Source organism: Corynebacterium sp. HMSC064E07 (genome assembly GCF_001815745.1).
Classification (GTDB): domain Bacteria; phylum Actinomycetota; class Actinomycetes; order Mycobacteriales; family Mycobacteriaceae; genus Corynebacterium; species Corynebacterium jeikeium_D.
On record NZ_KV821817.1, the window covers coordinates 1 to 18061 of the forward strand.

Sequence of the window (18061 nt, forward strand, 5' to 3'; positions counted from 1 at the left end):
ACCGAGCGGACACACTTTTTGTCACTTAACCCCAAAGGTTAAACGAAAACCCCCTCCCGGGTACCCGGGAGGGGGTTAGTCTGAGCGGATGACGGGACTCGAACCCGCGACCCTAACCTTGGCAAGGTTATGCGCTACCAGCTGCGCTACATCCGCAAATACGCTCGCCCGTGAGGGCTTACGTGGTGCGCGATACTAGGATTGAACTAGTGACCTCTTCCGTGTCAGGGAAGCGCTCTCCCACTGAGCTAATCGCGCTGGTGTAAAGCTATATAGAAGCTTTCAAGCGCAACCCCCTTCTGAGAGAAGGGGGCTTTGCACTGAGCGGATGACGGGACTCGAACCCGCGACCCTAACCTTGGCAAGGTTATGCGCTACCAGCTGCGCTACATCCGCATATACGCTCGCCCATAAGGGCTTACGTGGTGCGCGATACTGGGATTGAACCAGTGACCTCTTCCGTGTCAGGGAAGCGCTCTCCCGCTGAGCTAAACGCGCATTACATCGAAACCGGTAAGGAATCTCTGCTGAGGTGGAAACGGGAATCGAACCCGTGTACACGGCTTTGCAGGCCGTTGCCTCGCCACTCGGCCATTCCACCGTGAGGCTGCCGCCTCAGTGGTTGCCTCGAAGTTATACCACAGAGCTTAACTTCTTGAGAAACCAGAGCGGATGACGGGACTCGAACCCGCGACCCTAACCTTGGCAAGGTTATGCGCTACCAGCTGCGCTACATCCGCATCACGTTGCAAGGAGAGCGAAGGAGAATCTCAATTGCTCTCTTGCGGTGCGAAAGATACTTTAGCGTGCTTGTGCGATTGATTACAAATTACCAGGTGAACATCTGTATTGTGCCTGTGGGCGTAGGGCTAAAGACCAACCTTTGATGCCTCTGAATCGCAACGATGTCATTTATTCGCTTTCGTGGGTTGGTTACTGGGGGCTATCGAGTCGCTATCGTCATGGAGTTCCATCGGTGGGGTAATAAATCGTCGAACTGCGCAATCGCAAACGCAATGCAACCCAATTAGGGAAACTTCCAAAACGCGTGCTAACTTATTCCGCAGAGCAGCAAAGGCTTAGTGCTTTTCTGTCCGAGTCCCATAGCTCAGTGGAAGAGCGTTCCGTTCACACCGGAAAGGTCGCTGGTTCGAACCCAGTTGGGACTACCATTTAAAACCCCGGTCGACGCATCGTATAAAAACTGCGCGGCCGGGGTTTTGCTGTGTGACCTGAACTATATTCGTCCCTCTCGGGAACTTTTCTGGACTACCATCCGACAATAGGTATAAGGGCAGCGGTCAGACTACTGCTGTTCTTCTCGAACTGTCCCGCTTAAAGGAGTTGAACTGTTCTAGTGAGTCCCCGGGTCGCTTCAGGCGAAACGTTTCGGTTCTCAAAGTCGGGTTTCCGGCGTGCAGTAGCCGCCGCTGCGGCGCTTGTAGTCTTTGCAGGTGCGTCAGTTATTAATGCTGGCCCCGCGCATGCTCACGATTCCGTGCTGTCGTCTAACCCAGGCGACAAGCAGGTTCTCGATGAATTTCCGCACCACGTTTCTCTCAAGTTCTCCGGCAACCCCAAGAACAATTTCAACACCGTTGCAATTAGTGATGCAGATGCCAAGGAAGTCCTGTACTCCCACGAGCCAGAGGTAGTGGGTAATGAGGTCTCTTTGGATATCCCTGAGGATATTAATCCAGGCCCTGGTAACTACATCATTGGTTTCCAAATCACCTCCTCTGATGGTCACTCCACCCGAGGAAAGACCTCTTTCTCAGTGGCTGATCCGGATGCTGCTGGCGCAGCCGAAGCCGGGGCAGAATCTCGTCAGACCGGTGCGCACGCCGAGGAAACGAAGTCAATACCGCTATGGGCTTATGGCCTCGGTGGTGGACTCATCGTCATCATCGCCGCTGTCGTCATCGTTATTAATCGAAAGGCAAAATAGACACATGAAGCTCAATCGCACTGCAACTGCACTGATCGCTGGTTCCGCAGCTCTGACCCTTGTTCTGGCAGGATGCTCGTCCGACGATAACACTGCTGCTGAGGTGACTGAGTCCGCAACTTCCGCGGCGACCGAAGCTACCTCTCAGATGGAGAAGAGCGATGCTGCTGTGCAGCTGGCCGATGCCTACATCAAGGAAAAGCCGGCTGACAAGGGCATGACCGCCATCTTCGGTACGCTGACCAACAACACCGATAAGGACATCAAGGTTTCCTCCTTCAAGCTTGAGGGACTGAAGGAAGGCACGAAGTTCGAGCAGCACGACACCAAGGACGGCAAAATGTTCGAGGTGCCGGAAGGTTTGACGATTCCGGCTAATGGCGAACTCGTTCTCGAACCGGGTAGCACTCACTTCATGATTATGGACAATGATGAAGCTATGGATGTGGGAGCTGAATACAAGCTCGTCATTGAGCTTTCCGACGGCTCTAGCATCACCCAGGACGTTGAGGTTCGCGTCCAGCCAGCGGGTGAAGAGGACTACGGTAATGACGGTGACCTGAACAACCCAGAGCACATGGGCGGCGGTGAGATGGATCACTCGGGTCACTAATTCTTGTGACAAGTTGGTCAAGTAATCGCTCGTCGTAAAGCGGGCGTGAGCTCAGGTACGTCGAGGAATTGACTAACTGGAATCTAATGGTGGCAGAAGCGCTGGAGTTGGCAGGTTATTGCAGCATATGCAACGAACTCCGGCGCTTTTCTTTTTCCGAAAAAGGTTTTCGATACGGTCGAATTGGATAGGCCAGTGGTTGCGTTGAAGCCATTGAAAAATTGGCGGATTCCCAGCCACCTCATGTGCTCCAGTTCGAAGTAATCAGAAAGGTAAGAGTGCACAACATGTCCGAAGGCTTTTCCAGAAGACGTTTTCTTGGCGGGCTCGGCACCGCCGCAGGAGCCTCAGCGCTCGCCCTGGGGGCGCCGGAAGCCCAGGCGATTGGGTTGGAACGTCTACAGGAAGAGCCACCGAAACCGCCTTTGCAGACAGCAACCGTACCTTTTGATGGCGCTCACCAGGCGGGGATTGCGACGCCCGCACAGGCGAATCTATGGCTAATAGCCTTCAACGTGAAGAAGGGGGTCGATCGCAATCGCCTCCAAAACCTCATGCGTGCCTGGACGGATGACGCCCGCCGAATGACAGCCGGCAAGGCTACTCGAACGGATTTGGAACCCGAGCTCATGGGGAGTCCGGCCAATCTGACTATCACAGTTGGATATGGGGAGAATTTCTTCACAATCATCGATAGGGAAGACCAGAAGCCTGAGTGGCTGGGAGATCTGCCAAAGTACGTTAACGATGAGCTCCGCCCGGAGTGGAACGGCGGAGACCTGTGCCTGCAGATTTGTGCGGACGACCCAGTAATGGTCTCCCATGCGGCCCGAATGATGATCCGAAATGCAGGTTCTTATTTGGATGTTCACTGGGTGCAAGCTGGTTTCCAGCACGCCAATGGTTCTACGCAGGAAGGCGAGACCCCGCGCAATCTCTTCGGTCAGAAGGACGGTACGGTCAACCCGCGCACTCGTGAAGAATTCGACAAGCAGGTGTGGATTGATAGTGGTCCGGATTGGTTGCGGGGCGGTACAGCGATGGTTGTCCGCCGTATCGAAATGGATATTCCAGGCTGGGATGTGTTGGACCGCGAAAGCCGCACTGTTATTACCGGCCGAGATATCGGCACCGGCGCGCCAATTGGAGGTAAGGACGAGTTTGAGACCGTCGACCTGGCGAAGACTGATGAATATGGTCTGCCTCTGACGGATCCGAACAGCCATGTTGCGCTGTCAATGCCTCCGAAAGAGAAACCTAATCAGCGGATTCTGCGACGGGTCTACAACTATGACCTGCCACCGGAACCGAATGGTCGATTCGAGACCAACACCGGCCTGGTATTCATTTGTTTCCAGAAGGACCCGTTGGAGCAGTTCAATCCGATTCAAGAGCGGCTGTCCAAGAACGACCGTCTCAATCAGTGGATTTTCCACATTGGATCCGCCGTGTTTGTTATGCCACGAGGAACTTCTGAGGAGGAGTACTGGGCCCAGGACCTTTTCGAGGCCTGAGTTTTGACCGTGCGGTAAAGTGTGTGAACGACTGACGAAGGTCACCAGGTATGTGATTTTCGAAGACACTTTGAAAAGGAGTACACGCACGCCGTGTCAGAAGAATTTGCAACCCCAGCACCGTTTTCCGTGCCCGCAGGAGTTTCTGCGGGCGAGGCGATGAGAGACCTGGGTTTCCCGAACAAGGGCGTTGACGCCATCGTTTGTGTCCGCGACCCTGAAGGCAATTTGAAGGATCTGTCCTTTAAGCCAGAAGTGGAAACCGTCTTCGAGCCCGTTCCGGCGAATACTCCGGACGGTCGCGATGTCATCCGCCACTCTGCGACTCACGTGATGGCTCAGGCCGTGCAGTTGGAGTTCCCTGGGACGAAGCTGGGCATTGGCCCTGCCATCGACAATGGTTTCTACTACGACTTCCGTGTCGATGAGCCTTTCTCGCCGGAGGATCTCAAGCGCATCGAAAAGCGTATGAAGAAGATCATCAAGTCTGGTCAGCGATTCGAGCGCTTCGCGTTCGAGTCTGCCGATCAGGCGCAGGAAGCGCTTGCCGACGAGCCGTATAAGCTCGAGCTGATTGTTGAAAAGTCGGCCGGCAAGGTGGCCGAAGATGATGAGGCCAATGTCGACGTCGGTGGTGCAGGCACGACCTTGACCGGCTACCGCAACGTCAATCCGCGTACCGGTGAGACCGAGTGGTTTGATCTTTGCCGCGGCCCGCACGTGCCGACCACCCGCTACATCCCTGCTTTTAAGATCATGCGTTCTTCCGCTGCGTACTGGCGGGGTGACCAATCTCGAGATAACCTGCAGCGTGTTTACGGCACTGCGTGGGAGTCCAAGGAAGCGTTAGACGAGTACCTCGACCGCATGCTCGAGGCTGAGAAGCGCGATCACCGCCGTTTGGGCTCCGAGCTGGATTTGTTCAGCTTCCCGGATGAGATTGGTTCTGGTTTCCCGGTATTCCATGTCAAGGGTGGCATCATCCGCAACGAGATGGAGCAGCACTCCCGTCGCCGTCATATCGAAGCGGGCTATGACTTTGTGAACACGCCGCACGTAACTAAGGGTGACTTGTTCAAGAAGTCTGGTCACCTGGACTTCTACGCGGATGGCATGTTCCCGCCGATGCAGCTCGACGGCGAATATGACGAACACGGCAACTGCACCAAGGCTCCGCAGGACTACTACGTCAAGCCGATGAACTGCCCGATGCACAACCTCATTTTCGCATCGCGTGGTCGCAGCTACCGTGAACTTCCGATTCGTATGTTCGAGTTCGGCACCGTCTACCGCTACGAGAAATCAGGCGTTATCCACGGTCTTACCCGAGCCCGTGGCTTTACGCAGGACGATGCCCACATCTACTGCACCGAGGATCAGCTGGAAGAAGAGCTCACTAATGTCCTCGACTTCATCATTTCGCTTCTGCGTGACTACGGCCTGGATGACTTCTACCTGGAGCTGTCTACGAAGGACGAAAAGAAATTCGTCGGCTCGGATGAAATTTGGGAGAAGTCCACAGCTATTCTCCAGCGCGTTGCCGATGCTTCTGGCCTCGAGCTCGTTCCTGATCCGGGCGGAGCCGCTTTCTATGGTCCGAAGATTTCCGTCCAAGCCCGCGATGCCATCGGCCGTACTTGGCAGATGTCGACGGTACAGCTCGACTTCAACCTGCCGGAGCGCTTCGAGCTCGAGTACACCGCACCTGACGGAACCAAGAAGCGCCCGATTATGATTCACCGTGCGCTTTTCGGCTCCATCGAACGTTTCTTTGGCGTCCTATTGGAGCACTACGCAGGTGCTTTCCCGGCTTGGCTGGCTCCGGAACAGGTTGTTGGTATTCCGGTTGCGGATGACTGTATCCCACACCTGGAGGGCTTTGCTGCACAGCTGAAGTCTCGTGGCATCCGCGTCCACGTGGATACGTCCGATGACCGCATGCAGAAGAAGATTCGCAACCACACCCAGGCCAAGGTTCCGTTCATGATTCTGGCTGGTGCCCGCGACATTGAGGCAGGAGCCGTCAGCTTCCGGTTCCTCGATGGCACTCAGATTAACGGGATGGCAGTTGAGAAGGCTGTCGACATCATCTGTGATTGGGTTGCTTCGCGGAATAACGAACAGCCGAACAAGGAGAATGTCTCTGCTCTCTAGAGGTCGTTAACGCTCTCTAATTCGACCGCGTTGTTTTAACTGGTGAACCACGCGTGGTAATCCAAAGAAGTTGACCGCGAGGTCGTAAACTACAGCAGAGAAATATATGTGGTCGGGGCTCGAATGGGGTCCCGGCCACGCAACGAAGGGGATGGCAGTGAATCAGTCGGGAAGTGAAGAGTTGCCTCCGCAGCAGCAGGGCAATGCCGGCCAGCAGGAATCGTCTGATGGCGTATACGTCGACAGCGGTTACGGCGAACCGGATCGGCTCACGCGCTTATGGGCACCCTACCGGCTGGACTACATCGTCAAGCGTGGTGTGCATAACTCCAAGCCATCTCGTAACCCCTTCGTTGATTTGCCGAAGCAAAGCGATGAGGAAGCACTCATTATCGCTCGCGGCGAGTGGGTGTACGCCGTTTTGAATCTGTTCCCGTACAACCCAGGGCACCTCATGGTGGTTCCATATCGCGAAGTCGCCAACCTTGAGGACTTGACCGACGAAGAAACAGCCGAGATGATGCGATTTGCCAAGCATGCGGTTCGTACTCTCAAATCGGTTTCGCGCCCGCACGCCGTCAATGTAGGTTTCAACTTAGGCAAGGCCTCCGGCGGTTCGGTCGCCGATCACCTGCATATGCACGTCGTACCGCGCTGGTCGGGTGACAGCAATTTTATGACCGTGATCGATGGCACCAAAGTGTTACCGCAGGCTCTTCGTCAGACTCGCGAGTTGCTTGCCGACGGCTGGCGTGCCCTTAATCAAGAGGATGGGGCAGCATGCTGAGTGTCCGTGGCAGGGCTCCAATCCGCCCAGTAGTTGAACCGATTGCCGCTGCACTTTTGCGGGTCGGCATTAGCCCGAACACGGTCACCCTGGTGGGAACGGTAGTTTCCGTTCTGCTTGCGGTAATCCTGATTCCTACCAACCATCTTTTCGCAGCTGCGGTGTCAATCGCTATTTTCACTGCTTTTGACCTGCTCGATGGCACGATGGCCAGACTTCGAGGGCAGGGAACGAAATACGGAGCGACGCTGGATGCTTCCTGTGACCGCATTACGGATGCTGCACTGTTCGGGGCGATAGCGTATTGGGTGGTGTATCACCATGACGCGGATTCAGTGCTGCTTATTCTGACACTGATCACTATGGGATCTTCCCAGGTCATTTCCTACGTTAAGGCTCGGGCAGAAGCTAGCGGCCTCAAGGTCAACGGCGGTCTCGTCGAACGTGCGGAGCGCCTGATTATCGGTCTAATCGGCATTGGGCTCCAGGGGCTTGGCGTGGACTATGCCCTCTACGTCGCAATGTGGCTCCTGGCGATTGGGTCGGTATTCACCGTCATTCAGCGCTTGTACATGGTGGCTAAGCAGCCAGGAGCGTTGGATCCCATCGCCCCGCCAGAAGGCGCAGCTGATAGTTCATCTATCAACCCTGACTCTGCTACGAAGTCCACGGGTTCGGCTGATTCCAACAACTAAAGGAGGATACGATGACTAGTTTCTTCCTGCCTCGCTCGAAAGATGATTTCGTTGCGCTCGGCTATATGGCCGGGTGGAAGATTTTTGGTCTGCTGCCGGAACGCGTGGCCTACCGCATCGGCAACATAGCCGCCGATCGGGTAGCAGCAAATCCCACGACGACCCGCCAGCTTCGCAAGAACCTGGCTCGCGTTATGGGCTGTCCGCCTGAGGAAGTGCCGCAAGGGCTTATTCGGGCTTCCATGCGTTCCTATCTACGCTATTGGGTGGAGGCATTCCGGTTGCCCTCCATCGCCTCTCCAGAGCTGGCAGACACGGTCGAATCCACCAGCGATGGGCTCGAACGAGTTGCTGAGGCCCTCGAGGCCGGAGATTCCATCGTCATCCCACTGCCGCATTCTGGTAACTGGGATATGGCAGGTATGTGGCTCGTTTCCCGCCATGGCCGGTTCAGTACCGTGGCGGAACGGCTGAAGCCAGAGGTGCTTTACGACGCTTTCGTGGAGTACCGCGAATCCCTCGGATTCCACATTCTCCCGCTTACCGGTGGCAAACCCGCGATGCCGGAACTGCAGAAGCGATTGGAAGACGGTGGCGTTGTGTGCCTGCTGTCTGATCGTGACTTCGGCGGCCACGGGGTCCCGGTCACTTTTTTCGGCGAGCAGACGACAATGCCGGTCGGCGCGGCAAAGCTGGCACAGGACACGGGCGCTCGGCTTATGCCCGCGGGCCTGTCCTACACGCGCGATGGTTGGCGCTTTGTAGCGCATCCATTCGTGCCGACTGAGGGGCGCAATCTAGCTGACATTGTCCAAGACATCGCTACTGTTTTTGAATCTGATATTGCTCAGCATCCAGCGGATTGGCACATGATGCAGCCACTGTGGCCAGCGGATAAGAAGAGGTCAAAGTAGCCGTGCGAATCGGAATGGTGTGCCCGTACTCGTTCGATGTTCCAGGTGGGGTTCAAGCTCACGCGATTGACTTGTGTGAGGAGTTCATCCGCCGCGGCCACGAGGTCAGTCTTATCGGCCCGGCTAGCGCGCAGGCGGATGTGCCGGATTTCGTTATTCGAGGTGGTGCCGCCATCCCGATTCCGTATAACGGCTCAGTCGCTCGGCTGTCTTTTGGTCCCCGCACGAGCCGTCGAGTCCGCACATGGATCGAGGAAGGTAGCTTTGACATTCTTCATATCCATGAGCCGAATTCGCCCAGTTTTTCAATGCTGTCGTTAGTAAACTCGGTCGGGCCAATTGTCGCGACCTATCACTCTGCGGCGACGGACTCCCTAGCATTGAAGTTGGCCACGCCATTTTTGCGGAAGTACCTTGAACGCATTCGGGGAGGCATCGCTGTCTCGGAAGTGGCTCGTCGCTGGCAGGTTGAGCAACTCGGCGGCGACCCGGTTCTCATTCCCAATGGTGTCCGTGTTGGAGATTTTGAGTCCTGCCCGGCCGCCTCATCGTTGCCTGAGATCCCGCCACGGCGTGAGGGGGTCTATCGGCTCGTGTTCCTCGGACGCTTCGACGAATCTCGTAAGGGCTTTGACGTGTTGCTCGACGCGCTGCCGGCAATACGTGCAGAGATTCCACAGCTTGAGGTCTGTGTTGTTGGTGATGGTGATGTCGCGGCAGCTCGTCGTAAAGCGGGCAGAAACGCAGATGTCCTGCATTTCGTCGGCAGACTGTCGGAGGATGCTAAGGCGTCAATACTCGCCGATGCGGATGCGTACATTGCCCCGCAGCGTGGTGGAGAGAGTTTCGGCATCGTGCTGGTAGAGGCGATGGCGGCGGGTGCGCCGGTGATCTCCAGCGACATCGATGCGTTCAAACTCGTGCTTGACGACGGCCATTACGGGCTTCACTTTGAAAACGGTAACTCCGCAGACCTTGCGGATGCAGTCGTACGCCTTTTGACGCAGCCAAAGTTGGGGGAGGAGCTTCGCGCACTCGGGCATAAGCGGGCTTGGGAGTATGACTGGTCGCAGGTCGCCGACGGCGTTCTGCGTGTGTACGATACGGTGCGCATGGATGGCGAAAAGGTCGTCATTGCGCCATAGAGATTTCCGTCGTGGCAGCTGATTAAACGCAGCGGAGTGAAAGTGGGTTTTCGGTGGACGTAACCGTTCCAATCTGGGTCGTTGTCCTAGTCATTGCGCTGATTGTCGTACTCGTTGGCGGTTTGGTGGCTTCATCGACAGCGACGCGTTTGAACCGTATGCACATTCGCACGGACTTGGCGCGTTCTTCACTGGAAGCGGCGTTGGGGCGAAGGGCCGCAGTCGCTCGTGCCGCCTACCCGGAACTCGCCGGGGTAGTGGCGAAGGTGGAAGCCACACCACTTAGAGCCAACAACACTGGGCAGCGTGCAGACGTGGAAAACGAACTGACTAGGAAAATTGTGGCGCTCTATGGGGAACAGCCCGTGGACCGGACGATGGCAATTGAGCTTTCTGACGCCCATACGCGGCTCGAGCTCGCCCGCCGTTTCTACAATGATGCGGTGACGGATACGAAAGCACTGCGAGCCAGGCCGCTAGTGCGCGCGCTGCGGCTGGCGGGCACTGCACCTGAACCGGAATATTTCGATGTTGCAGACGGACTGACAACTGCTTAATTGTGGGAAAATTCGCTGTTGTGCTGGAAGTTCGCCGTGTTTTGTGACTCAATGAACAGCACTGTCTAGTTCAGGCGTTATAGTGTTAAACGACTACAAACGGTCACATTCACCAGTTTTATTAGGGAAGTAGGGTTCGTTGAGCACGGTTGAGAACAACTCCGGGCAGGGCACCGCACGCGTGAAGCGCGGTTTCGCTGAGATGATGAAGGGCGGCGTCATTATGGACGTCGTTACGCCGGAGCAGGCCAAGATCGCTGAAGATGCCGGCGCAACTGCCGTGATGGCGCTGGAGCGTGTCCCCGCCGATATTCGCGCAGAGGGTGGCGTGTCGCGTATGTCTGACCCGGACATGATCGAGGGCATTATCAATGCCGTCTCCATTCCGGTTATGGCCAAGGCCCGAATCGGCCACTTTGTTGAGGCACAGGTTCTGCAGTCCCTCGGTGTTGACTTCATTGACGAGTCCGAGGTTCTGACCCCGGCCGATTACTCGAACCACATCGACAAGTTCGAATTCACCGTGCCTTTCGTCTGTGGTGCGACCAACCTGGGTGAGGCTCTGCGCCGCATCAACGAGGGCGCTGCCATGATTCGCTCCAAGGGCGAGGCCGGTACCGGTGATGTCTCCAACGCTGTGACTCACATGCGCACCATCCGCGCTGAAATTAACCGTCTGCGTTCTATGGCTCCGGACGAGCTCTATGTTGCCGCCAAGGAGCTGCAGGCACCGTACGAGCTGGTACGCGAGGTCGCTGAGACCGGTAAGTTGCCAGTCGTGCTGTTCACCGCAGGAGGCATTGCAACTCCGGCTGACGCTGCAATGATGATGCAGCTCGGTGCCGAGGGTGTCTTTGTTGGTTCCGGTATCTTCAAGTCCGGTGATCCGGAGAAGCGCGCCAAGGCTATCGTCCAGGCAACCCAGCACTACGATGATCCGAAGGTCATCGCTGATGTCTCCCGCGGTCTCGGCGAGGCAATGGTCGGCATCAACGTCGACGAGATTCCGCAGCCGCACCGACTCGCTGAGCGTGGCTGGTAAAAATGGCTAACATCCGCGAGGTATTAGATCTGGAGCAGATTGACCGGGACATTTTCCGTGGCCCAGTCATTAAGTCAATCCTGCAGCGCACTTTCGGTGGCCAAGTTGCCGGCCAGTCCCTCGTCGCGGCGACGCGCACGGTGGGTAATACCTTCGCGGTGAACTCCCTCCACGCCTACTTTGTAGGCCCGGGCCGCCCCCATATCCCGACGGTGTACATGGTCAAGCGTATTCGCGACGGCCGGTCTTTCTGCCACCGATCCGTCGAAGCTGTGCAAGATGGCCGTACGATTTTCGTCATGCAGGTCAGCTTCCACCGTAAGGGGGATGAGGGACTCGAGCACTCTGACGTGATGCGCAAGGTGCCAGATCCTGAAGATGTGGTCACCGACACCTCTGAGATGACGAACACACGTCGTCTACTAATGCGCGAGTGGGCGGACTGGGATATCCGGGTAGTGCCGGATGATCAGTTCGAACACAACAAGTACACCCCGTCCCAGCAGCTGGTATGGTTCCGGTGCAAGGATCGCCTGCCGGATAACGAGACCTTCCACGTCTGCACGCTGGCGTACATGTCGGATATGACTTTGCTGTCATCGGCACTCGTTCCGCATCCAGGCGTTGAGGTCCAGGAAGCCAGCCTCGACCACGCGATGTGGTTTATGCGTCCGTTCCGTGCGGATGAATGGCTGCTCTACGACCAGATTTCGCCATCGGCGCACGCGGGTCGCGCATTGACTCACGGTCGCATCTTTAACCAAAAGGGCGAGCTCGTGGCCGTCGTCACGCAGGAAGGGCTGACCCGAAGCCTGGCCCCGGGTGTCGAGCCCGTGCCAGTGGCGACGAACTTCGATGCTCGCAGTGAGAACCTAGATTAATGACACAGGAAACAATCGGTATCCTCGCTCTTCAGGGCAACGTTGCCGAACACGGATATGTGCTTGACCAGCTCGGCGTCCCGCACCGAAAGGTGCGCTTGCCCCGTGATCTGGAAGGGCTTAGCGGCCTAATTTTGCCCGGCGGCGAGTCCACAACCATGAGCAAGCTGATGGTCTTCAATGAGCTTGAAGACCCGCTGCGGGAAGCCCTCCGCGATGGCCTTCCGGCATATGGCACCTGCGCCGGCATGATTTTGCTTGCCGACGAAGTGCTCGATACCCGTCCGGATGCCGTTAGCCTGGGGGCGATTGACATCACCGTCCGTCGTAACGCATTTGGCCGGCAAGTGGATTCCTTCGAAACTGACTTGGATATTCCGCAGCTGGCGATCAGTGGTGACCAGCCGCCTGTACACGCCGCCTTTATTCGCGCACCGTGGGTCGAGCGTGTCGGTGATGATGTTGAGGTGCTAGCGCGGGTGCCAGAATCGGCTGGAGAGACCGCAGGTACAGTGGTCGGAGTACGGCAGGGGGCTGCGATGGCCACCAGCTTTCACCCGGAGTCGACGGGGGAGACGCGGCTCCACGAGTTCTTTTTGCGAGAGCTTGTCGGCATTTAAATCCCCGGTTTGTATAATGAACACCTGACGAATTCCCATCTACATGGGTATTGACGAGAGGAATGGTAGGAACTAGCACATGGCGGGTCATTCAAAATGGGCAACCACAAAGCACAAGAAGGCTGCTAATGACGCCAAGCGCGCCAAAGAGTGGGCAAAGATGATCAAGAACATCGAGGTCGCGGCTCGTACCGGCGGCGGTGATCCTGCTGGTAACCCCACCCTCGATGACATGATTAAGAAGGCCAAGAAGGCCTCGGTTCCCAACGACAACATTGAGCGTGCCCGCAAGCGTGGTTCCGGCGAGGAGTCCGGCGGTGCTGACTGGGAGACCATTGTCTACGAAGGTTACGCACCTGGCGGTGTCGCTTTGATTGTGGAGTGCCTGACCGATAACCGTAACCGTGCTGCTTCCGATGTGCGCTCGGCGTTCAACAAGAACAACGGCAACATGGCAGACAACGGCGCCGTGGCGTACCTCTTCGAAAAGAAGGGTGTCGTCGAGCTGCCGAAGGGCGAGCTGACCGAGGATGACCTGCTTATGGCGGTTCTCGATGCTGGTGCAGAGGAGGTCAACGACCTGGGCGAAAAGTTCGAGGTTGTCTCCGCCTTTACCGATCTGATGAATGTCCGCACCGCTCTTGTCGATGCCGAAATGGAGTACGACTCCGCAGATCAGGACTACCGCGCTTCTACCACGGTGGCTCTCGATGCTGACGGTGCACGCAAGCTCTTCCGTCTGATTGACGCTCTCGAAGAGTCCGACGACGTGCAGAACGTCTACTCGAACGCCGACATCAGCGACGAGGTTATCGCCGAACTCGAAGACTAGGCGTTTGCTTGGCGACGGTTCCGCTGACCGGCTTCCCGGCGTTAAAGGATGCTCGTGCAGGGTAGTCTGCAGCGCTGAATTGCGCGGCGAGCTGGTGTGAATGGAAGATCCCCATCGGAGAGTCGTCCGATGGGGATTTTTTTGGGGGGAGAGAGACAGACAGAGTCAAAGAGTGTGTCTGATCCTCAGGATAGCGACTGGTCAGAGCCCGCCTGCGGGTAGCTCCACACCCTGGGGTTAAGGAGAAAAACTGACAACCCGACACACTGGCAACCTCAAAAAATTACGGGCTGCGCGTGTGAATACGGCTGCAAATGTGAAACTGTGCAGGTTTATGTCACTTTCAGACGATTTTTCAGGTCATTTTTGTCATAAACGCAGTCAGTAACTCGCATTGGGGTAAGTAGCGAAGGGTGCCCGCCCGCCGACGCGCCGGTCGACACGCCAGGCGGACATATTTTTGTCTATTAAACCGATTTTGGTTTCTGAAAGTTTTAGTTGAACCGTTTTAGGAGAACCACTGAGTCGGAGGTCCGGCCATCAGCAACAGTGTGAAGACCACGACGAGAACAATGAGGATGACGAATGCCGAGATAAACGGGCGGCGAATAATCATCGCGAGTGCCCACTCGAAAATGTCCTGTGGCTCCTCGGATTCGTCGGTAAAGCGCCAGGGCCGATCCAAGAGGCCTGCCTTCAGGGTGTTTCGTTCAAACGGATAGGTTGCGAATGGAATGATAGAAGAGGCGAGGCCGATGACACCGCGGCCAAAGCTCCACTGCTGGTTGATCCACACCATGATGGTGGTGACTACGTAGCACAGGAACGTAAAACCGTGGATGCCGCCGAAGATGGTGGTGGCGATGTCAGTGACTTTGAACAGGTACTTCAGTGCCAGCCCCAAGAGCAGCAGAGCCCACGTGACCATTTCAGCTGCAGCGAGAACGCCGTAGAGCTTCTTCGGTGAATTCATGGTGTTAAACCTATCAGAATCAACGGTTGGTACCCCGTGTAGCTACGATACAAACAGCTGTTCGAAATGTGGTATTAGTGGAGAGGTGAATTATCGAGCTGGATCTCTGCGGGTGATGGGTATCGACCCTGGCCTTACTCGTTGTGGTCTCTCCATTGCGGAAGGTGCTCAGGGCAGGAAAGTCATTCCCATTGCGGTGGGGGTCGCCCGCACACCAACCACGGCATCGTTGGAGGATCGTCTTCTACGGCTTTCCAATGCCGTGGAGCAGTGGATGGATGAGTACGAGCCGGACGTGGTTGCGATGGAACGGGTATTCGAGCGCGGCAATGTGTCCACCGTAATGCAGACTGCGCACGCGGTTGGTGTCCTTGTCCTCGCTGCGGCGAGACGCGGTTTGGAAGTGCATATGTACACGCCGTCGGAGGTAAAGAAGGCGCTTACCGGCAACGGTCGGGCTGATAAGAAGCAGATGACCATGATGGTGACGAGAATCCTCGGGTTGGAAACTCCGCCAAAACCTGCGGACGCAGCGGATGCGTTGGCCATCGCTATCTGCCACTGTTGGCGTGGTCCGGTTCTGCAACGCCAGCGCGACACCTTGGCTGCGCTTGCTAAGCAACACGAGGAGCGGGAGTTGGAGCTTTCTCGCCGTGAGAATCCCTCGCGGTAGGGGAGCCTGCTAGAGCACACTTGTGAGTTCGGCGTTTATCTCGGTGTCTTTCGGGAAGCCGTAGTGAAAGGAATTGTGAGAAGTGATTGCATCTCTACGCGGTGAGGTTATCGATCTCGGTGCGGACTATTGCGTTATCGAGTGCGGTGGTGTCGGGCATTTGGTCACCATTACGGGCAGGTTAGCTTCTCAGTTGGTGAGGCATGAGCAGACTTTCATGTTGACCACAATGGCGGTTCGTGAAGATGCGATTACGCTTTTTGGTTTTGCCAACTCGCAGGAACGTGAGATGTTTGCGCTCTTGCGCACTGTCTCAACAGTGGGGCCAAAAGTAGCGATGTCTGTTCTATCGGTACTGTCGCCGGCCGAGATTGCCAATGCGGTTGCCTCAAAGAATGCCAAGGCCCTCCAGGCGGCTAACGGCGTCGGCAAGCGATTGGCGGAGCGCCTGTTGGTTGAGTTGAAGGATAAGGTCGAGGTTTTCGCGGATAGGGCGGTATCCCAGCCGGAGGAAGCTGCAAGCGGAGCAGCGCCTGGCATTGTTTTGAAGGCAGATCTGGATCAGGTCGTTGGTGCTTTGGTCGGGCTTGGGTTCCCGGAAGCTGATGCGAATGAGGCAGCGGAGACTGTTGTTCGGATTGATCCGACCTTGGATACATCAATGGCGCTGAAGGCGGCGCTAAAGACATTGGGCGAAAAGTAAATCCAGGTCGAGGACCTGCAGCTACATTGATGATGAAAAATGGCAGTGCACTAGGATGAGGGGACTATGAGCGATATCGAGCGCACGGAGTTTAACGTGTCGGGCAATCCCTTCAGGGACTCTTTAGATGGAGCAGCCAACGACCATTTTGGCGGTGGGGGAAATGGTGCACAACGTGATGTCGATGCCCGCGCTCAGGTCGAGGAAGTCGATGCGGAATCGAACCTGCGACCAAAGTCGTTAGGGGAGTTTATCGGCCAACCCAAGGTCCGCGAGCAGCTGGATTTGGTGCTCTCCGGGGCACGGGGACGAAATGTGACTCCGGACCACATTCTGCTGTCGGGACCTCCCGGCCTGGGTAAGACCACCATGGCCATGATTATTGCGCAGGAGATGGGGTCGTCCCTGCGAATGACGTCCGGTCCGGCGCTTATTCGCGCTGGCGATTTGGCAGCAATGCTATCGAACCTGCTCGAGGGCGATGTACTCTTCATTGACGAGATCCACCGCATTGCCAGGCCCGTGGAGGAAATGCTCTACATGGCAATGGAAGATTTCCGTATTGATGTCATCGTGGGCAAGGGGCCTGGAGCTACGTCAATTCCACTCGAGATTCCACCTTTTACGCTGGTAGGCGCAACGACGCGCTCGGGTATGCTGACTGGCCCACTGCGTGACCGTTTCGGTTTTACTGCGCAGATGGAGTTCTACGAGGTCGAGGATCTGACAAAGGTGGTTACCCGTGCCGCTGGGATCCTCGGGGTGGATATCAGCCCAGAGGCTGCAGTGGAGATTGCCTCGCGTTCGCGAGGTACCCCGCGAATTGCCAACCGCCTACTGCGTCGCGTTCGCGATTTCGCAGATGTTCACTCCGGTGGCGTTATTGATCTTGGTGCGGCCAAGGCGGCGTTGATTGTCTTCGATGTCGATGAGCTTGGGCTGGACCGCTTGGACCGCGCAGTGCTGACTGCCCTGGTCAAGGGGCACGGTGGCGGCCCGGTGGGCGTGAATTCCCTGGCGCTGGCAGTCGGTGAGGAGCCCTCGACTGTGGAAGAAGTGTGCGAGCCCTACTTGGTCCGTGCCGGGATGATTGCGCGTACATCGCGCGGACGTGTTGCAACTGCCCGAGCATGGCGGCACTTGGGGTTGCAGCCTCCGGAGGGAACTATCGGAGAATAGCTTTCTCATCGACCTGGCCGGGGCAGTGTGGAATTGCTAGCTGGCAATTCGTTAAACTCGGCAGACATGGATCAAACTATTCTCCTCCTACTTATTTTCTTGTTCCTGGCGCTGCCAATTTGGCAGATCATCAAGCAGAACAAGCAGGTGCGCACCATTCGGGACATGCAGGATAAGTTGGCCCCGGGCGCAGAGGTCATCACCGGTTCCGGTATGCATGGTGTGGTCGTTGATACGACCGAAACAACCGTCGACCTGATTATCGCTGACGGCATCGTGACCCGTTGGGAAAAGGGCGCCATTGCCCGCAACCTCACCACCGGTACCGGAGCTAGCTACGCTCACCGTGATCGACGTGGCCGTGTTTCCGATGCGCCAGATGACCACGTCGGCGATGTCCAAGAAATCACCGGCCACGGTCCGGATGACAATGCCGCTTCGGACATCAATGAGCAGGTCGAGAACCCGAATACTCCGAGTAACTCGGATAACACGGGTACAGACGGTTCCACTTCCACCGAAAAGCAGTAGCAGTTTTTTGCACGCCCACGCCCTGCTGGTTTGCATGCATCCAAGCTGTAGCGTGCGCCGTGGGGTTAGCGGGCGCGTCCCAGGTTTCGCCGTCGGCAAGCGTGGGCAAGATTTTCACTAAATAGGTACAAGTCAAAACCGGCGCACTACGCTAAATCGGTTATTCTCTAGCGGTTGGTGTTTATAGCTTTGCTTAGCGACGCCCGCAATGCCTCTTCCTGGTATCGCGCGATTTCGCGGTGCGGTTATAGACCTGCGTTTCTACCCGAAGCGCTTAAGTACCTAAACGTCACGATTCAG

At 56.5% G+C, this 18061-nt stretch carries 18 protein-coding genes and 7 tRNA genes; 18 read left to right on the top strand and 7 right to left on the bottom strand.

Features of this window, described 5'->3' with window-relative positions:
- Positions 1 to 83: 83 nt before the first annotated feature.
- The 6 genes from HMPREF3053_RS06555 to HMPREF3053_RS06580 form a co-directional block, all read right to left on the bottom strand.
- Positions 84 to 156: transfer RNA gene (locus HMPREF3053_RS06555), tRNA-Gly, on the bottom strand.
- A gap of 27 nt (positions 157 to 183) precedes the next feature.
- Positions 184 to 258, bottom strand: a tRNA-Val gene (locus HMPREF3053_RS06560).
- A gap of 65 nt (positions 259 to 323) precedes the next feature.
- Positions 324 to 396: transfer RNA gene (locus HMPREF3053_RS06565), tRNA-Gly, on the bottom strand.
- 27 nt (positions 397 to 423) lie between these two features.
- Positions 424 to 498 (bottom strand) — tRNA-Val (locus HMPREF3053_RS06570).
- Between the two features lie 32 nt (positions 499 to 530).
- A tRNA-Cys gene (locus HMPREF3053_RS06575) sits at positions 531 to 601 on the bottom strand.
- A 66-nt stretch (positions 602 to 667) separates the two neighbouring features.
- Positions 668 to 740, bottom strand: a tRNA-Gly gene (locus HMPREF3053_RS06580).
- A gap of 357 nt (positions 741 to 1097) precedes the next feature.
- Between HMPREF3053_RS06580 and HMPREF3053_RS06585 the strand changes: the two genes are divergently transcribed.
- The 14 genes from HMPREF3053_RS06585 (at position 1098) to HMPREF3053_RS06650 (ending at position 13702) form a co-directional block, all read left to right on the top strand.
- Positions 1098 to 1172, top strand: a tRNA-Val gene (locus HMPREF3053_RS06585).
- Positions 1173 to 1357: 185 nt separating this feature from the next.
- On the top strand, positions 1358 to 1948 hold the full coding sequence (locus tag HMPREF3053_RS06590; RefSeq protein WP_049190805.1) for a copper resistance CopC family protein: 591 nt from the start codon (positions 1358 to 1360) through the stop codon (positions 1946 to 1948).
- Between the two features lie 4 nt (positions 1949 to 1952).
- Entirely contained in the window at positions 1953 to 2561 is a 609-nt protein-coding gene (locus HMPREF3053_RS06595; RefSeq protein WP_070429453.1) for a copper chaperone PCu(A)C, read from the top strand.
- Positions 2562 to 2848: 287 nt separating this feature from the next.
- On the top strand, positions 2849 to 4075 hold the full coding sequence (locus HMPREF3053_RS06600) for a Dyp-type peroxidase (protein WP_070767464.1): 1227 nt from the start codon (positions 2849 to 2851) through the stop codon (positions 4073 to 4075).
- Between the two features lie 159 nt (positions 4076 to 4234).
- The gene (gene thrS / locus HMPREF3053_RS06605; RefSeq protein ID WP_222867477.1) at positions 4235 to 6229 is read left to right on the top strand and encodes a threonine--tRNA ligase; all 1995 of its coding nucleotides are present in this window, start codon (positions 4235 to 4237) and stop codon (positions 6227 to 6229) included.
- Positions 6230 to 6380: 151 nt separating this feature from the next.
- On the top strand, positions 6381 to 7016 hold the full coding sequence (locus HMPREF3053_RS06610; RefSeq protein WP_042388668.1) for an ATP adenylyltransferase: 636 nt from the start codon (positions 6381 to 6383) through the stop codon (positions 7014 to 7016).
- Entirely contained in the window at positions 7010 to 7711 is a 702-nt protein-coding gene (gene pgsA, locus HMPREF3053_RS06615) for a phosphatidylinositol phosphate synthase (protein ID WP_049193676.1), read from the top strand. The genes HMPREF3053_RS06610 and pgsA overlap by 7 nt, the downstream gene beginning before the upstream one ends.
- Positions 7712 to 7722: 11 nt before the next feature.
- On the top strand, positions 7723 to 8625 hold the full coding sequence (locus tag HMPREF3053_RS06620) for a phosphatidylinositol mannoside acyltransferase (protein WP_070429454.1): 903 nt from the start codon (positions 7723 to 7725) through the stop codon (positions 8623 to 8625).
- Positions 8626 to 8627: 2 nt separating this feature from the next.
- Entirely contained in the window at positions 8628 to 9770 is a 1143-nt protein-coding gene (locus HMPREF3053_RS06625; protein ID WP_070767465.1) for a glycosyltransferase family 4 protein, read from the top strand.
- 53 nt (positions 9771 to 9823) lie between these two features.
- A complete protein-coding gene (locus HMPREF3053_RS06630; RefSeq protein ID WP_048731324.1) occupies positions 9824 to 10327 on the top strand; it encodes a hypothetical protein in 504 nt (167 codons plus the stop codon).
- Between the two features lie 139 nt (positions 10328 to 10466).
- Complete coding sequence (gene pdxS, locus HMPREF3053_RS06635) at positions 10467 to 11369, top strand: pyridoxal 5'-phosphate synthase lyase subunit PdxS (protein WP_049172998.1); 903 nt, start codon at positions 10467 to 10469, stop codon at positions 11367 to 11369.
- Between the two features lie 2 nt (positions 11370 to 11371).
- Positions 11372 to 12250: an acyl-CoA thioesterase gene (locus tag HMPREF3053_RS06640; RefSeq protein ID WP_016422678.1), complete on the top strand. Its 879-nt coding sequence runs from the start codon at positions 11372 to 11374 to the stop codon at positions 12248 to 12250.
- Positions 12250 to 12870: a pyridoxal 5'-phosphate synthase glutaminase subunit PdxT gene (gene pdxT, locus HMPREF3053_RS06645; RefSeq protein ID WP_048731318.1), complete on the top strand. Its 621-nt coding sequence runs from the start codon at positions 12250 to 12252 to the stop codon at positions 12868 to 12870. Before HMPREF3053_RS06640 ends, pdxT begins: the two co-directional genes overlap by 1 nt.
- Before the next feature lie 79 nt (positions 12871 to 12949).
- Positions 12950 to 13702, top strand: coding sequence for a YebC/PmpR family DNA-binding transcriptional regulator (locus tag HMPREF3053_RS06650; RefSeq protein WP_048731316.1), 753 nt, complete (start codon positions 12950 to 12952; stop codon positions 13700 to 13702).
- Between the two features lie 508 nt (positions 13703 to 14210).
- On the opposite strand, the gene HMPREF3053_RS06655 is transcribed toward HMPREF3053_RS06650, so the two are convergent.
- Positions 14211 to 14675 carry a DUF3817 domain-containing protein gene (locus HMPREF3053_RS06655; RefSeq protein WP_049193684.1) on the bottom strand — a complete coding sequence of 155 codons (465 nt, stop codon included), beginning with the start codon at positions 14673 to 14675 and terminating at the stop codon, positions 14211 to 14213.
- A 115-nt stretch (positions 14676 to 14790) separates the two neighbouring features.
- On the opposite strand from HMPREF3053_RS06655, the gene ruvC reads away from it, so the two are divergent.
- The 4 genes from ruvC to yajC all read left to right on the top strand — a co-directional run bounded on the left by ruvC (position 14791) and on the right by yajC (position 17761).
- Complete coding sequence (gene ruvC, locus HMPREF3053_RS06660) at positions 14791 to 15348, top strand: crossover junction endodeoxyribonuclease RuvC (RefSeq protein WP_048731311.1); 558 nt, start codon at positions 14791 to 14793, stop codon at positions 15346 to 15348.
- Positions 15349 to 15430: 82 nt separating this feature from the next.
- The gene (gene ruvA, locus HMPREF3053_RS06665) at positions 15431 to 16051 is read left to right on the top strand and encodes a Holliday junction branch migration protein RuvA (protein ID WP_048731308.1); all 621 of its coding nucleotides are present in this window, start codon (positions 15431 to 15433) and stop codon (positions 16049 to 16051) included.
- Between the two features lie 66 nt (positions 16052 to 16117).
- Complete coding sequence (gene ruvB, locus HMPREF3053_RS06670; protein ID WP_049190793.1) at positions 16118 to 17230, top strand: Holliday junction branch migration DNA helicase RuvB; 1113 nt, start codon at positions 16118 to 16120, stop codon at positions 17228 to 17230.
- A 66-nt stretch (positions 17231 to 17296) separates the two neighbouring features.
- Complete coding sequence (gene yajC / locus HMPREF3053_RS06675; RefSeq protein WP_049190818.1) at positions 17297 to 17761, top strand: preprotein translocase subunit YajC; 465 nt, start codon at positions 17297 to 17299, stop codon at positions 17759 to 17761.
- Positions 17762 to 18061: the final 300 nt, after the last annotated feature.

Excerpts from the sequence above, each read along its gene's own strand:
- HMPREF3053_RS06640 (WP_016422678.1), top strand. The coding sequence starts at position 11,372 with ATGGCTAACATCCGCGAGGTATTAGATCTGGAGCAGATTGACCGGGAC.
- HMPREF3053_RS06595 (WP_070429453.1), top strand. The coding sequence starts at position 1,953 with ATGAAGCTCAATCGCACTGCAACTGCACTGATCGCTGGTTCCGCAGCT.
- HMPREF3053_RS06610 (WP_042388668.1), top strand. The coding sequence starts at position 6,381 with ATGGCAGTGAATCAGTCGGGAAGTGAAGAGTTGCCTCCGCAGCAGCAG.
- HMPREF3053_RS06650 (WP_048731316.1), top strand. The coding sequence starts at position 12,950 with ATGGCGGGTCATTCAAAATGGGCAACCACAAAGCACAAGAAGGCTGCT.
- ruvC (WP_048731311.1), top strand. The coding sequence starts at position 14,791 with ATGGGTATCGACCCTGGCCTTACTCGTTGTGGTCTCTCCATTGCGGAA.
- ruvB (WP_049190793.1), top strand. The coding sequence starts at position 16,118 with ATGAGCGATATCGAGCGCACGGAGTTTAACGTGTCGGGCAATCCCTTC.
- thrS (WP_222867477.1), top strand. The coding sequence starts at position 4,235 with ATGAGAGACCTGGGTTTCCCGAACAAGGGCGTTGACGCCATCGTTTGT.
- pgsA (WP_049193676.1), top strand. The coding sequence starts at position 7,010 with ATGCTGAGTGTCCGTGGCAGGGCTCCAATCCGCCCAGTAGTTGAACCG.
- HMPREF3053_RS06600 (WP_070767464.1), top strand. The coding sequence starts at position 2,849 with ATGTCCGAAGGCTTTTCCAGAAGACGTTTTCTTGGCGGGCTCGGCACC.
- HMPREF3053_RS06655 (WP_049193684.1), bottom strand. The coding sequence starts at position 14,675 with ATGAATTCACCGAAGAAGCTCTACGGCGTTCTCGCTGCAGCTGAAATG.
- pdxT (WP_048731318.1), top strand. The coding sequence starts at position 12,250 with ATGACACAGGAAACAATCGGTATCCTCGCTCTTCAGGGCAACGTTGCC.
- yajC (WP_049190818.1), top strand. The coding sequence starts at position 17,297 with ATGGATCAAACTATTCTCCTCCTACTTATTTTCTTGTTCCTGGCGCTG.
- HMPREF3053_RS06620 (WP_070429454.1), top strand. The coding sequence starts at position 7,723 with ATGACTAGTTTCTTCCTGCCTCGCTCGAAAGATGATTTCGTTGCGCTC.